20 protein-coding genes and 1 riboswitch are annotated in these 13,100 nt (G+C 37.6%); of the genes, 4 read left to right on the top strand and 16 right to left on the bottom strand.

Annotation, left to right across the window (positions count from 1 at the left end; translation table 11 throughout):
• Positions 1-311: 311 nt before the first annotated feature.
• On the bottom strand, positions 312-737 hold the full coding sequence (locus tag AABM38_RS09605; protein ID WP_423410162.1) for a GNAT family N-acetyltransferase: 426 nt from the start codon (positions 735-737) through the stop codon (positions 312-314).
• 137 nt (positions 738-874) lie between these two features.
• Between AABM38_RS09605 and AABM38_RS09600 the strand changes: the two genes are divergently transcribed.
• Positions 875-1,078 carry a hypothetical protein gene (locus tag AABM38_RS09600; RefSeq protein ID WP_423410161.1) on the top strand — a complete coding sequence of 68 codons (204 nt, stop codon included), beginning with the start codon at positions 875-877 and terminating at the stop codon, positions 1,076-1,078.
• Between the two features lie 104 nt (positions 1,079-1,182).
• Here AABM38_RS09600 and AABM38_RS09595 read toward each other — a convergent pair whose 3' ends face one another.
• The 12 genes from AABM38_RS09595 to AABM38_RS09540 all read right to left on the bottom strand — a co-directional run bounded on the left by AABM38_RS09595 (position 1,183) and on the right by AABM38_RS09540 (position 8,021).
• A complete protein-coding gene (locus AABM38_RS09595) occupies positions 1,183-1,722 on the bottom strand; it encodes a DJ-1/PfpI family protein (protein WP_423410160.1) in 540 nt (179 codons plus the stop codon).
• 15 nt (positions 1,723-1,737) lie between these two features.
• Entirely contained in the window at positions 1,738-2,046 is a 309-nt protein-coding gene (locus AABM38_RS09590; protein ID WP_423410159.1) for a hypothetical protein, read from the bottom strand.
• A gap of 32 nt (positions 2,047-2,078) precedes the next feature.
• Positions 2,079-2,633: a DUF402 domain-containing protein gene (locus tag AABM38_RS09585; protein ID WP_423410158.1), complete on the bottom strand. Its 555-nt coding sequence runs from the start codon at positions 2,631-2,633 to the stop codon at positions 2,079-2,081.
• Between the two features lie 39 nt (positions 2,634-2,672).
• On the bottom strand, positions 2,673-3,272 hold the full coding sequence (locus AABM38_RS09580; protein WP_423410157.1) for a hypothetical protein: 600 nt from the start codon (positions 3,270-3,272) through the stop codon (positions 2,673-2,675).
• 127 nt (positions 3,273-3,399) lie between these two features.
• Positions 3,400-3,861, bottom strand: coding sequence for a GNAT family N-acetyltransferase (locus AABM38_RS09575; protein ID WP_423410156.1), 462 nt, complete (start codon positions 3,859-3,861; stop codon positions 3,400-3,402).
• Between the two features lie 17 nt (positions 3,862-3,878).
• On the bottom strand, positions 3,879-4,361 hold the full coding sequence (locus tag AABM38_RS09570) for a GNAT family N-acetyltransferase (RefSeq protein ID WP_423410155.1): 483 nt from the start codon (positions 4,359-4,361) through the stop codon (positions 3,879-3,881).
• A 9-nt stretch (positions 4,362-4,370) separates the two neighbouring features.
• Positions 4,371-4,604, bottom strand: a complete 234-nt coding sequence (locus tag AABM38_RS09565; RefSeq protein ID WP_423410154.1) for a hypothetical protein — start codon at positions 4,602-4,604, stop codon at positions 4,371-4,373.
• 32 nt (positions 4,605-4,636) lie between these two features.
• The gene (locus AABM38_RS09560) at positions 4,637-5,665 is read right to left on the bottom strand and encodes a DUF2332 domain-containing protein (protein WP_423410153.1); all 1,029 of its coding nucleotides are present in this window, start codon (positions 5,663-5,665) and stop codon (positions 4,637-4,639) included.
• A 26-nt stretch (positions 5,666-5,691) separates the two neighbouring features.
• Entirely contained in the window at positions 5,692-6,036 is a 345-nt protein-coding gene (locus tag AABM38_RS09555; RefSeq protein ID WP_423410152.1) for a hypothetical protein, read from the bottom strand.
• 4 nt (positions 6,037-6,040) lie between these two features.
• A complete protein-coding gene (locus AABM38_RS09550) occupies positions 6,041-6,664 on the bottom strand; it encodes a DUF4253 domain-containing protein (RefSeq protein WP_423410151.1) in 624 nt (207 codons plus the stop codon).
• A gap of 187 nt (positions 6,665-6,851) precedes the next feature.
• Entirely contained in the window at positions 6,852-7,442 is a 591-nt protein-coding gene (locus AABM38_RS09545) for a kinase (RefSeq protein ID WP_423410704.1), read from the bottom strand.
• A gap of 135 nt (positions 7,443-7,577) precedes the next feature.
• Positions 7,578-8,021 carry an NUDIX hydrolase gene (locus AABM38_RS09540; protein WP_423410150.1) on the bottom strand — a complete coding sequence of 148 codons (444 nt, stop codon included), beginning with the start codon at positions 8,019-8,021 and terminating at the stop codon, positions 7,578-7,580.
• A gap of 278 nt (positions 8,022-8,299) precedes the next feature.
• On the opposite strand from AABM38_RS09540, the gene AABM38_RS09535 reads away from it, so the two are divergent.
• The gene (locus AABM38_RS09535; RefSeq protein WP_335377439.1) at positions 8,300-8,629 is read left to right on the top strand and encodes a DUF4257 domain-containing protein; all 330 of its coding nucleotides are present in this window, start codon (positions 8,300-8,302) and stop codon (positions 8,627-8,629) included.
• Positions 8,630-9,021: 392 nt separating this feature from the next.
• Entirely contained in the window at positions 9,022-9,534 is a 513-nt protein-coding gene (locus AABM38_RS09530) for a phosphatase PAP2 family protein (RefSeq protein WP_423410149.1), read from the top strand.
• On the opposite strand, the gene AABM38_RS09525 is transcribed toward AABM38_RS09530, so the two are convergent.
• The 3 genes from AABM38_RS09525 to AABM38_RS09515 all read right to left on the bottom strand — a co-directional run bounded on the left by AABM38_RS09525 (position 9,531) and on the right by AABM38_RS09515 (position 11,504).
• On the bottom strand, positions 9,531-10,073 hold the full coding sequence (locus AABM38_RS09525) for a GNAT family N-acetyltransferase (RefSeq protein ID WP_423410148.1): 543 nt from the start codon (positions 10,071-10,073) through the stop codon (positions 9,531-9,533). The two genes, AABM38_RS09530 and AABM38_RS09525, sit on opposite strands and share 4 nt — an antisense overlap.
• 243 nt (positions 10,074-10,316) lie before the next feature.
• The gene (locus tag AABM38_RS09520; protein WP_423410147.1) at positions 10,317-10,841 is read right to left on the bottom strand and encodes a GNAT family N-acetyltransferase; all 525 of its coding nucleotides are present in this window, start codon (positions 10,839-10,841) and stop codon (positions 10,317-10,319) included.
• A 525-nt stretch (positions 10,842-11,366) separates the two neighbouring features.
• A complete protein-coding gene (locus AABM38_RS09515; RefSeq protein ID WP_423410146.1) occupies positions 11,367-11,504 on the bottom strand; it encodes a hypothetical protein in 138 nt (45 codons plus the stop codon).
• An 85-nt stretch (positions 11,505-11,589) separates the two neighbouring features.
• Positions 11,590-11,729: riboswitch (cyclic di-AMP (ydaO/yuaA leader) on the top strand.
• 114 nt (positions 11,730-11,843) lie between these two features.
• Here AABM38_RS09515 and AABM38_RS09510 point away from each other — a divergent pair.
• The gene (locus AABM38_RS09510) at positions 11,844-13,100 is read left to right on the top strand and encodes a cation:dicarboxylate symporter family transporter (protein WP_423410145.1); all 1,257 of its coding nucleotides are present in this window, start codon (positions 11,844-11,846) and stop codon (positions 13,098-13,100) included.

Genomic DNA, 13,100 nt, shown 5'->3' with positions numbered 1-13,100 from the left:
TTTATCATAACAGAAAAATAAACATTTCGCTCAAAAGATGAAACAAAATTCATCTTTTTTCAATTCCTCGATTCAACATAAGGATTTTACAGCTAAAATGAATGTAGATTATTTCTTATGAATTTTCGGAGACAATGAAAGACAGTGGTTTATGCAGTTTACAGAAGAAAATCCCATAAACAAGAACTAGTTTAAGAGAAATAATATGTAATCGAAAAACAAAATCAGTACATTTAACGCTGTATCATAGAAAGTGGGTTGAAAAAGTGCCTTTAAGGCACTTTTTTATCCTTTAATCCGTAAAACCCTTCCTACAATGTCTTCCTAAATGAATAGCACCACTTATCATAGTTTAATTTCTCTTCATAAAACCGGTGAGCATCCTTTCGCTGAATGCCCGACTCCAAAGCGACAAATTCAGCTCCATTTTCTTTTCCCCAGTCATGGATAAATTTTAGCAGCCTTTCACCATAACCTCTGGAACGACCAGAAGCATCTGTAATAAGGTCATAAATATAAATATGCTTTTTATTGTAAAAATTTGTCCTCCAGCTAAGTCCAGCCAAAGAGACTATTTTTTCTTCATCATACAAGGCGAACAATTGATACCCTTCCTTTTTCATTTGAGTAAGCAGCTCAACATACATTTCCTCTGTCATATCAGTCCTCAACTGTTTCATAACTGGGTATGCTTCAAGTAACTGTTCCTGATTGGTCAATTCCTTTATCTTTTCCATTTAGATCACACCTCTTATTTTTTTATCAATACTTTTGCAATTTTTTCAGGAATTTGGTACGAAATCTCCTTTGTTCACACACATGCATCCACAGGACAGCATAAGATAGGCTAGCCTGGAATGGAGGAGATTGACGAATGGATAATTCCTTAAAGGAACTTGCAGCTGACATGGTCCTGGCTTTGTTAGATATAATGGTTATTTTGCAGATAGAGGAAAATCCGCTGATTGGAATCGCCCTTGTTGCTCTTTTAAAGACCGTAACAAGAGATCACTCGATCCGGATTTCACTTATCTTATTGGTATTGGTCTTGGGTTTATCGCGAAACCATTCATCGTAAATATTATCGTGCTGCTGATTGACCTTCCATCGAATTGCTTGTCCTCTAGCAGTTTCGATTCAGATCTAAATATAGTAAAAATGATTAAATTTCTTTTTTGCCGCTTATTCCCTGTACCATCTCTCATCAAATTCCAGACCTAAGGCACTACCCAAACAACAGCCAAATCGGATGAAGCCCCTTCCGCGTGCAGTAATAATGTTTCCGTCCTGAACGACTAGCTCATCTGAGTAATTTTCCATTTCGAATACTCCTGACTCCTCCATGAACTCTTTAATGAGGCCAACAGTATACTTTCGTCCTACGAGTACACCCGCTTCTGCTAAAAGCATAGGAGAGCTCGAAATACTCGCAATCACCCATTCTCTCTTTGAAGCTTGATTGATAAACTCGCTATATTTTTCTTTATTTTGCAGTGAATTAATATCCATGCAACCAGGCAATAAAAGACTATCAATCTCATCCGTATTCAAGTCTTCAAAAGACTTATCTGGTATACAAGACAAACCCGACTCACCTTTGATTGGCGACTTATCTAAGCTAACTGTTATGACAGGCTTTTCACCTTGCATCAGAACGGATAACGCGACACTCAGTTCATATTCGCTGAACTGCGGATATAATAATACGGCAGTTTTTTTCAAAATATCACTCCTTACTTACGTAATTAATATTTGCTCATAATTTTCTTCGATTAATTCTTCCTTTGAAATAATCAACTTCATAAACCTGGTGTATAGATCAATGATTTCTTTTTGTTGATCAATGATTTTGATGCTCTCATTAAAACTGTTTTCATCCTTATAGATCTGGATTTCCATCCACTTTGCATTGTCATCTTTACTTCTTAAAAAAAGAGATTGTTTTTCTACAAATCTTGAATATACATTTTCAGCTTGTGCTTGTATTTCAAAAAAATCCTGTTCTCTTTCAGGCTTTACGTGGTATGTATAAACTTTAAAAAACATATGATCCTCCTATGTAGGCCACTGTAAAACGACTATACATTCTGTTTTTCTACCCATCCTTGCAAATGCACTTTATGGATCTTTGTTAATTCTAGTAAAGGAAATTCTTTTACCTCAATCAATCTCGTAATAGCTTCTGACTTCGAACGAGCTAGTTCATATAAAGGTAGATCAATCATTCTCTTAACTAACGCCTCTTCTAATTCATCTTCATCTATTAGAAAAATCTCCCCAGTTGGTAACACGACAATGTCTAAAAACAGATCATCCAACCATGGCCTTCCATTTTCAATTCCAATTTGATGACAAATATCGATATACCATTGAACGATTTCTCCATTTGAATCGAACATAGTTGTAACAGAAAATTGCTCATCTTGCGGGAAATGCTGCAGCCAGGTAAAACCATTATCTACAATGCATACTTTCTTCTCTCCATATTGGACAAATAGAGGCTCGGTAACCTCTAATACCTTCAGATAGGTTACATATCCTTTAAACTCAACTTCATCAAGATATGCTTGAGTAAACCTTCTGTCTGTTACACGGGTCCATTCGGCACGATCACCATATTTTCTTTTTAACATCGTTACCTCCAAACAAGTCCTATCATCTGTTCAAGCCCATCATTCATATAAATCAGCAAGATTATTCGTTATCTCTATACCGTGTTCCTCCAGTTTTTCCAATATCCTGAGTTTATAGCTACTTACCTTATGGTTTGAAGGAAGGTCAATTATTTCACCTTTTTTTGTTTCAAATTCATAGTGATCCATTACGGTGACATTATTACTCTTCGTATATACTTCCTTTGCATTTTTAAAATCAGCCCATTCATATGATGTGATTGTGTTGAATGTTTTTACATCGTTAAAATGGATTCCCTTATCATCTAGGTAATAGTAATTAGATATTCCGAACATAAAAAAGGGAATACTTAATGTCATAAGCAGAATGGTTATCCACTTATAGCATCGAAGTTCAAATTTCCACTGAATAAATAGATGAATCAGCATCATTATGGGTATCCATAGCATGCCAATAATAAAAAGGACATAGGCAGTCGCTGGAGTATCATAAAACCATTTCTCGCTGGACAAATATAAATAATCTTGAATAATGAAGACCAATACAAAAGGCATGAATAGACTGCTGATCAACATAATTATTGCTGAAACGAAAAGTATTTTAGAAGTACTTTCTGAATTGAAGGTAAGTCGAGCCATGTTACACTCTCCTAATGATCAGGTTAATTATTTATACGATTGTAGGGTCATTAGGATTCAAAACTTTGGAATTTTTCGCATTTATACAAAAAAAGATTCCCTATACAGAAGAATCGCTGAGAATGATCTAAAAATGTATCTCCATAGGCTCTTTGCAATGTGTATATCCGTTCCTGCCATAAAATTCTATACTGGTTTCACTCGGCCATACGATAATGAATTCATATTTCATATCCGCTGCCCATTCGTTCACCTTAGATAGAAGCTTGCTGCCAACACCTTTGCCTCTGTATTCTGGCACAGTATAGACATTTGTCATATATGCAAAAGGATTCGTGATTCTACCTGGACGCGGTACCTTTCTTATCAATTCAATATAAATGTGAGAAACGATTCTACCGTCGTTTTCTGCAATCCAAATAAACCAATCGCCACTGCCAATCGTTTCTTTCAGAAAATCTTCGCACTCTTCTTGAAAAGTGCTGTATTCGGTTCTCTCTCCCATTTCAGGATAATCCTCAAGGGTAAAATCCCATCTCATTTTAATAAGCTGATCTATATCTTTTTCTTGTGCTAATCTTACTTTCACAATCTTCCCCCCGATTATCATCTCTGGATTGAATAAACAGCCTGTTCTGCTCCGAACCGTAATAGCGTTTTTTCCCTTTCCATGCCTGCCCATTCTAGAAGTCTGCAGGAAGCCTCATTGGCTGTTTGTGTTTCTGCGATTATTTTTGGAAGATTCAATTCCATGAAACCGTATTTGATGACCACTCGTACGGCCTCTCTCCCGTAACCCTTCCCCCACCATTCCGGCATAAACTGGTAGGACACCTCGTTATACTCGCCATCATGATGAGGAGTGAGAGAAACTAAGCCCATGAATGAATCAGAAATTCTCTCTCTTACTACCCAGAAATGAGATTCTCCCTCATTTTCAAGCATAACTTCTGCAGCTTTCAGCAAATATGCTTCATCAACAATGCCGCCTAAATATTTTCTGACATCATGGTTAAAATACAGTTTTTTAATATCATTAAAATCAGCACGCTTTAAATCAAAAAGCACGCATCGTTCTGTCTCCAGCACAAAACCACCTCAATCTGTTATACGATATTTTGCTATGATAAAAGCAATCCCAAGCGGAATCAAGGGCACGAATCCGAGCAGCAAGAACCAATTCTCTGCCCCAAAGAAATAGATGGCAGGCAGAAAAATGGTGATTCCACTACACATAAATGCTTTCCACGATTTGTTTCTTATACCGATAACAAATAAAATACCTGCCACACTAACCAGTGTCCAGAAAATCATACTCGCGTTTAACATCATGATAAACCCTCCATTGGTTAAAATTTACTGAACTATTCCCTCATCAGCCATTTAAACCATCTGCCATGTCCTTCAGTTTCTGCTATTTTATTTAAGCTTTCTTTTCCATTCTGGTAGGAATCAAGGTGCAGATCCCTGTCCTGAATATTGTTATAAAGGTGGAAAATGTCCCGCTTCTCTCCGATATTTCTTATGTTCTGAAGGAGTCTTTCCTTCGTTTTCAAAGGCATTTGATTGGCAACATGAGTATGGAACACACAAATAATCTGATCATCCGGAATATCGTTTGAAAGGCTGTTGAGTACTTCGACTCCATCACCCTCGATCAATTTCACAGGGTTATTCCTTACGTAGCTTGCTGCCGTTTCGAAAAGCTCGCGTCTTTCCTGATGTTCAGGCCAGATCAGGGCTTTAAGCCATAAAAAATCTTCATCATCTGATACATCATTTATATGAAGATCCACTCCTATTCTAGAAGCCACCTTGAATTTGCCTAACTGATCTAAAGGATAATGTTCACCCCTTATTTCAGCTGAAATATGTACACTTGAATCTTCAGAGCCATAATTCTGCTCAGTACCATACGAGTATCTGTATTTCTCAACTAAGAGCTGAAGCCCGGCACTTGTGCCTATTTCAATTAAAGCCAGAGGTCTTTGAGTGTTTCTGTATATATAGCTAAAAGCTGGATAAAGATAGGAGCACCTTCTGACTTCATTTGTTTGCACAATCTTGCTTTTTAGTATTTCGTTCAAATCTACGGAGTTTTGTATGCAGAAATCCCTGAAATACTCAAAGGACTCGTCTAACTCTCGGGGGTTTTTTACTAGACTTGAATAGAAATCTCTTAATTCATGCTCATTACCTTTTAACAATAGATAGTGAACTGCCCCAAAAAGCAGATTCGGAATAGGCTGACCATCCCTTGCTTTTGAAGCTAGGTCAAGAATTTCCCTATCCTCAGCTATTTTCATTGCCAGGAATTCATATAAAGGACTTGAATTTCTACACTCATTCAATGCGAAATCCCTAAATTTTTCTGCTAGAAAATTAGCACTCAAATTACCCGCCACCCTTTTACCCATTTTCAATTTCTATAATTTCTAATTAAATATGCAAAAATCATAATTAAAATATAAAAGATGATACTTGCTAAAATGACCTGCAATGAATAGTTTCCTATTAGCAGGGAAGTTGGATGCTCTTGTGGATTAACCAGGCCCAAATGAAACGGAATCGCATCATCTAAAGGCGTTAACGATGTATGCTGTTCAATTATCGGCAAGGGATAACCCAGCTTGTGCTTGGTTAAATCATATTCTGCAGTAACAGGAACGGAATCAAAGAAGGGTGTAATTGAAACTCCTATCCATCCCAAAGCAATAGAAATGAATAACCAGCGCTTATGACCTTTTATTGTTATTTTTCTCACACCGCTAATCCCACCACAAAACCAATCTTCTATATTCTTTCAGCTCTTCAATAAAACCATCTATACTCCCAGTTCCCTGATCGACGATGTCTGGGCAAAATTCATACAATTCTTTTGCGAAAGGCCGCAAGTCATTACTCGTAGGAAACTCGGAAAAATCGACTTCGACCCAATCATAATCCGCCCCAATAATGGTAAAACAATATCGCTTATGCCACTCCTTCAATTTAACTACTACATCATTATTACTAATGTCGTAGTTTTCTCCATTCGTCTGCTGGATTTTAAGGATGTCAAACTGGTCATTCCCCATTACAATCGCAACACTGGCTTTTTTGTTTTCCCTTTCAGTTATAAATGCTAAGGCGCCCAATGGCTTTAATTCTGTTTGCAGTTTATAAAGCTGACCTTCCGCAGTTTCCTCTTTAGTATTAAAGAATAATCCAATTGCTTTGGCAGCACCTTCTGAATATAAATCTTTACTATAAAAAGACCTTAAATCTGTTTTTGCAATCCTTTTTATAACGATTATCACTTCTTCTGTAAATCCTGACTGAATAGCTAATTCTTCTGCGTTCACTTTCTTCGCCTGACTTTTAGTAAAACTAAATATATTCTTCCAGCCCAATTATTCATCACCCTGCTAATCTATTAAGTTTTTTTGCTTATAATTCTGTACGGCTGACATCCAGCATGCCAGCGCTTCCAACTCATTTAGCTTTTCGCCGACGATTCTTGACACTGATTTAAACTCATTTGAAACGTAAATATATCCTCAAAATTCGGCTTTATTTTTGATGCTATCTCAAGTTACTCTATAATAGCTGAAAGGGAATAATAAAATTCGCCTTGTCCTTCGGTGATTCGGTCTCCAAATAATAATCTTCTGCCTTCCAATATCTCTGTTCGAATTTTTGAAGGTTTCGTTGTGTATCACTATTTTCACGGGAAAACCTGACTTCCCTTGGACAATCAAGAAATATAGTATAGTCAAATAAACTTCTCCATTCCTCTCTTAAAAGGAAAACGCCTTCTACAATAACCACTGATGCATCTTTCAGCCCTACCTCTTTCAATTCTTGCTGGTCTTTTTCATGATTATAAAAAGGCAGAAATAGAGTATCCGAAATAGGAAGTTTTTCAAATAAATGCTCTTTAAGCCAGAGTACATCCCACTGGAGAGAATAATATTCATACCATTCATCTTTGCCGGTATTATAACGTTTTGAGCTATCTACAATGAAATCATCTATATGCAGAATGCGATACGGAATGTTCAGGTTCTCTAATACCTTGCCGAGCCTTTTAACAAATGTTGTTTTCCCTGACCTGCTCAAGCCATCAATTCCTAAAACAAACCGCTCTCCTCGTTTTACTGACTTGAATAGTGATGTGAATTGTTGCATTACATCCACTGCAGCACCCCTCACCTTTCACCACTAAATTTTCTTATGAATTACGCTAGCAGACACTATTAATATAATATTTCTCTATAATGGCTTATATTTCCTTTTTATAAAGAATGCTGCCTAACCAGGCAGCTAAAGGTTTGTTGCTTTTTTGCTATGTTTTATTACCTCAGCCTCTTGAATGCTTTCCTTCAGCCAGATTGGTGACTTTGGATGGACATAAATTTCATCGGCTGTAAGCCATAATACCTCTTCAACTTCTTCCGTGCTTTTGGCAAAAGGTTCACCAGACTCGATCTCAGCAAGAAATACAAAATCCATTACTTCTTTACCGTCCACAAGCATAAAAGTTGTATTGCGAACGTACTGAACTTTTTCCTTAATCGTAACTCCGACTTCTTCATACAGTTCTCTTTTTAGTGTTCTTTCAAGTAAGCCCTTTGTATTGCCCTCCTTCTCCACAGTACCGCCTACTAATGATAATTGGCCTCCTGCGTGTTTCTCTTTTTGACTTCTTTCAATGATAAGCCACTTTCCGTTGCGAAATATGGCACCCTCAACATTAATTATGAACATGTTTGGCTCCTTTATATTTTGTTTTATACATCTTCTCTTCAACTGATATTAAATCCTCCTTTGAGTCTAAGGACCTGTAACTTTTTCAGGACGTCCAATTATTACATTAAAAAAGCATTACCAGAAAAAGTTACACATAGATTTTACTAATTTTAATGTACTGAAAATTCGTTAAATTTACACATGCTTTTCTCCTATTGAAATATGTATAATAGTAATACACCAAGAGTTACCTAAGGTCAGCCACAAAAATTTAGACTTTAGGAGTGTGAGGAAGAATGTCAGAAAACATTATTTTCGCAATGTTGATTGGTGGTTTTGTAGGATTGACGGGCCATGTAAGAAAACGAGGCAAGATCATCATGCCCAGAAAAACGAAGAAGTTCATCTATCTTGGTTTTTTAGAAGAAATTCTTACGGGGTCCTTAACTGCTGCATTACTCGTAGTATCGTCAGAGGCTGATTCACTTTTGAGAGTATTTTTGATGTCAATTATGGCTGGCTTTGGTGGAGATGCATTACTAAGGGGGCTTGAATTGTTTAGAGTAGACAACAGTAACCGAGGCGCGGAGGATATCGGCAATGAAAAAACCAATACCTCAGCATGACAGAAAGAAGTTTGCTGCATTATTGTTCAAGCAGCTACACGAGTGCTTGATTTTTTTTTGGTGAAAATCAACTTGGGAAAGTTTTAAACCTCTTCAAAAAATCCTCTTCTATCTTCAATTCCTATGGATTCACAAAAATTAAAAGTTAGATTATGTCTTTCACTAATTCCAGCCTTTTTGTATGTTTGAATAGTTGGCTGCTATGATTTTGCGATAAGATCAGTTTTTCATTAATGTCTTTTACCCTTTTCAATTCCATAATTGCTCCATTGCTCGCCCCCTCCTAAAACTTTAGATGTTATCCTGATTTATCCAGCTATTTAAGGTTATTTCCATACATGTTTCATATCTTAGCGGAAAAAATAACTAAAATAACCTTAAGGAGTTCTCCTATGGACCTTAGACTATTTCAGTTAATCAATCAGCTGTCAGGACACAATTGGATCGTTGATAAATTGATGATTCTCATTTCTAATAGAATACGCTATCTATATATTTCGCTATTAGTTGTATTTTTGATCAAAAACCGATTTAAGAAGAGACTAACTGTTGAAGCAGGCGGCTCAATCTTATATGCATTATTTATCCATTTTTTATTTAAGTTATTTGTTTATAAACCCCGGCCTTTTAAGAAAAGACGCGTGGGAATCCTCATCCCCTCAAAGATGGATTCAACCTTCCCAAGCAAACATACACTGCTCGCCTTTGCTGTCTCTACAACCATTTTCTTGTATCATCGAACACTGGGAATCTTCATGTTCAGCATGTCTGGATTAACAGGATTCTCAAGGATATGGATTGGACATCATTATCCGTCCGATATAATTGGCAGCGCGTTTTTAGGCTCGTTTTCCGGCGTAGTTACACACATACTTTCTGGTAAAAATTCTGGACAGGAAAATTAACATTTTTTTGCTTTATATTGCATCAACCAACTGTCCCGAAGTTCTCCTTCATGCCATTCATGTTTTGGTAAGAGTTTGTACTTTGTGAAACCCACTTTTGCATAACAGGCTATTGCCCTTTCATTCCAGGTTTGCGGATCGACAACGACAAGGTCCGCTCCTTTTTGACCCAGCAAATAGTCAAGCATTGAGCGCATTAAGATCTGTCCGATACCTTTGTTCCAATATTCCGGTTCCCCAATAAATTGATCTGTTCCGTATATGATATCAGATATGTCTAAACCGAAATTATAGCAGTCCGACTTTGCCAATTCATAAAATTGAATGTAGCCTATTTCTTGGTCCTCAAATAGAACAATGCATCGCGTTTCACCAGAATCGGATGTAAAAAACACATCCCTAACTTTTTCCAAATCAAAAGAACAATCTCGTCCTTCGTAAAACTCAAGTACTGCTGGATTCAAAAGCCACTTAGCCAATAAAGCAGCATCCTTATTTTCTAATTCTCGCACTTTTAACTTTCCGCTTTGAAACAGCATTAAAATTCTCCTTTTTATTAAGCAAATATCATGTTCACGATAACTATTGCCTACTTATGTGGACTCATTATGAATCCTGCAAATATTGCTCGCTACTTCTTCCTGTCATGCCAAAAACCAGTTGGAACTATAATTAGGAAATCCGAAAAATATTTCTTTTTCACCAGTAAGTGGCGCTTATTTCCAATTGCACTCATTTTTTCAGCAGTTCGCCTCGTTTTTTCTTCTGTTGACAGCTGGCCATCAAAGTTCTATCCAATACCGTTTGACAATATTGCCATCTTCCTCTGTAAAACTCACATCCTGTTGACCGCCATTTTTTAAAATTGTCCGCTCTGATGCAATATTGGTCGCATCGCAGACAACTAGGACCTTATCAATCCCTAGTTTCCTTGTCTTTTCTAATGCTAATGATAATATTGCAGTTGCAAAGCCTTTGCGGCGTTCAGACGGTCGGATTCCATAGCCAATATGTCCGCCGCTATTAAATAGTCTTTCTGTAAGTGCATGCCTAATGTTCACTGCTCCTAAGACCCGATTTTCTCCATTTACCAGCCAATAAGTAGAGTCTGGAACCCAGCCCTCTGGAAGATTTACACCCTTCTCACTTTTCCGCAAAAACTCGATCATGCCATGAAAATCAGTTGGATCCTTTTCAATCACCCAAGGAATCATCACTTCCCCGCTTTCCTTCCATTCAAGGTAAAAATCTAAATATTCCTTTTCCATTTCAACTGTTGGTTTGACCAAATATACTTGATTATTCATTTTCCATATCTCCTAGTAGACAAATTTTTATTTATTTTACGTACTTTTGATTGGCTGGAACAAAGCTGGCTGCTGAAAAAGATCTAGTATTTATTGGCTCTGTTAAACCTGACTGTTGATTTTCGTTCCAGGCGCTTCGCTTTCCGCGGGGCTGGCGTTGAGCCCGCAGGACACTGAATAGCTTCCTCGAATCCGCCCACGCGCGATGGAAATGCGTTAGCATTTTCGGAGGAGTCTACGCGCCTTCCACTACAATCAACTGGCTTTATAAATAAACATTCTGCTTTAACAGAACCATTTTATTAAGAGATCTTAAAGTCACCATTTTTCCTGTTGAATCAATACAGTTAGTAGCTTGAGTCCACCTACAAACCTGACTTTCATCCATGTTTTTTTCAATAAATACGCTGGAGCTGAGTGGGATAGCCAAATCAGAGAAATATTTGTTTCTCATACATAATCTATTTTCTGCTAATATATCTTTTTAGCATATTTGTTATCAATATAAATGATTTTCACCCGTAATTAAGCCTCTATACCTCTCGCTTCAGCTTCTCTCTTCCTATCGACTTTATCTACACAGTCAGCAACAACCGCCATCTCGCGGATGCTTAAATGTTTCCTGCCTTCAAAGTACACATAAGGAATATCAAACTTACCCAATGATTTCTAATTCTTCAATAGAAAACTATACTCTGGAAATCAATTAACATTTACATATTAATAATATTGATATAATATAAATTCAATATATTTACCGCTTAATCTTTTATAAGAACGGGGGAACCAATCGGCGGTTTCCGCCAGGGGTGAATTCTTTACGAAGGGGATTTGTGTTTCCAATTCCTAACCCGGCAGCTAACCTCGTAAGCGACTAAGGGAACAGAGGAGAATACTCTGTAAAAGGCACCCAAAGTGTCTTTTTTTGCGGAGGAAAAAATCATGTTTCCCTTGCCAATTGCTTTTTCAGCATAGAATTTTACAGAAGGTGAGGAAATACAGATGAAAAAAATCAGTTTAGCTGGTCAAATTTTTATCGGACTGGTTCTTGGTATTATTGCGGGGGCAGTATTCTTTGGAAATCCTGCGGTTGCTACATACCTGCAGCCAATTGGAGATATTTTTCTCCGTTTGATTAAGATGATCGTCGTACCGATCGTTGTCGCCAGTATCATTGTGGCTGTAGCGGGTGTCGGCGACATTAAGCAGTTAGGAAAGATTGGCGGTAAGACGCTCCTTTATTTCGAAATCATCACTACCATTGCGATTATCGTAGGGCTCATTTCTGCAAATGTATTCCATCCAGGTGCTGGAGTAAATATGAGCGAACTCGATAAAACCGATATTGCTAGTTATGTAAATACTGCGGAAACGCAGGAAACAAAATCGATGATTACGACATTGGTTGAGATCGTGCCAACCAATCCGATTGCAGCGATTGCAGAAGGCGACATGCTGGCAATCATTTTCTTTTCCCTCGTATTTGGACTAGGGATTTCTGCAATTGGTGAAAAAGGAAAGCCTGTTATCGCATTTTTCCAGGGAACGGCTGATGCAATGTTCTATGCAACAAACCAAATCATGAAGTTCGCACCATTCGGTGTATTTGCCCTAATTGGTGTAACTGTTTCTAAATTTGGCCTAGAATCCTTGATTCCTCTCGGCAAACTGGTCTTGACAGTATATGGAACCATGATTTTCTTTGTAATCGGTGTGCTGGGCCTTGTAGCTAGAATCGCAGGCTACAACATCTTTAAATTAATTTTAACTCTAAAAGATGAATTAATTTTAGCATTCTCGACGGCAAGCTCCGAAACGGTATTGCCAAGAATTATGGATAAAATGGAGAAAGAAGGAGCACCTAAGCATATTACTTCTTTCGTCATTCCAACTGGCTATTCCTTTAATCTGGATGGCTCCACACTGTACCAGGCACTGGCTGCGATTTTTATTGCCCAAATGTACGGTATCGATATGAGTATCGGTGAGCAAGTATCCTTAATGCTTGTATTAATGGTGACCTCAAAAGGGATTGCCGGAGTTCCTGGTGTCTCCTTCGTCGTTCTTTTAGCAACACTCGGTACAGTAGGACTCCCTGTTGAAGGCTTGGCATTCATAGCAGGTATTGACAGAATCCTAGATATGGGAAGAACTGCTGTGAATGTCGTGGGAAATTCTCTTGCTGCAATTGTCATTGCAAAATGGGAAGGCGTCTTCAAACCAGGAAAATCTTCATCTGTTATCAATAAAGCTTCATAA

This window comes from Heyndrickxia sp. MSNUG (assembly GCF_049532715.1).
Taxonomy (GTDB): domain Bacteria; phylum Bacillota; class Bacilli; order Bacillales; family Cytobacillaceae; genus Mesobacillus.
The sequence above is the reverse complement of the archived record's forward strand: the minus strand, read 5'-3'. Positions and strand labels throughout refer to the sequence as shown.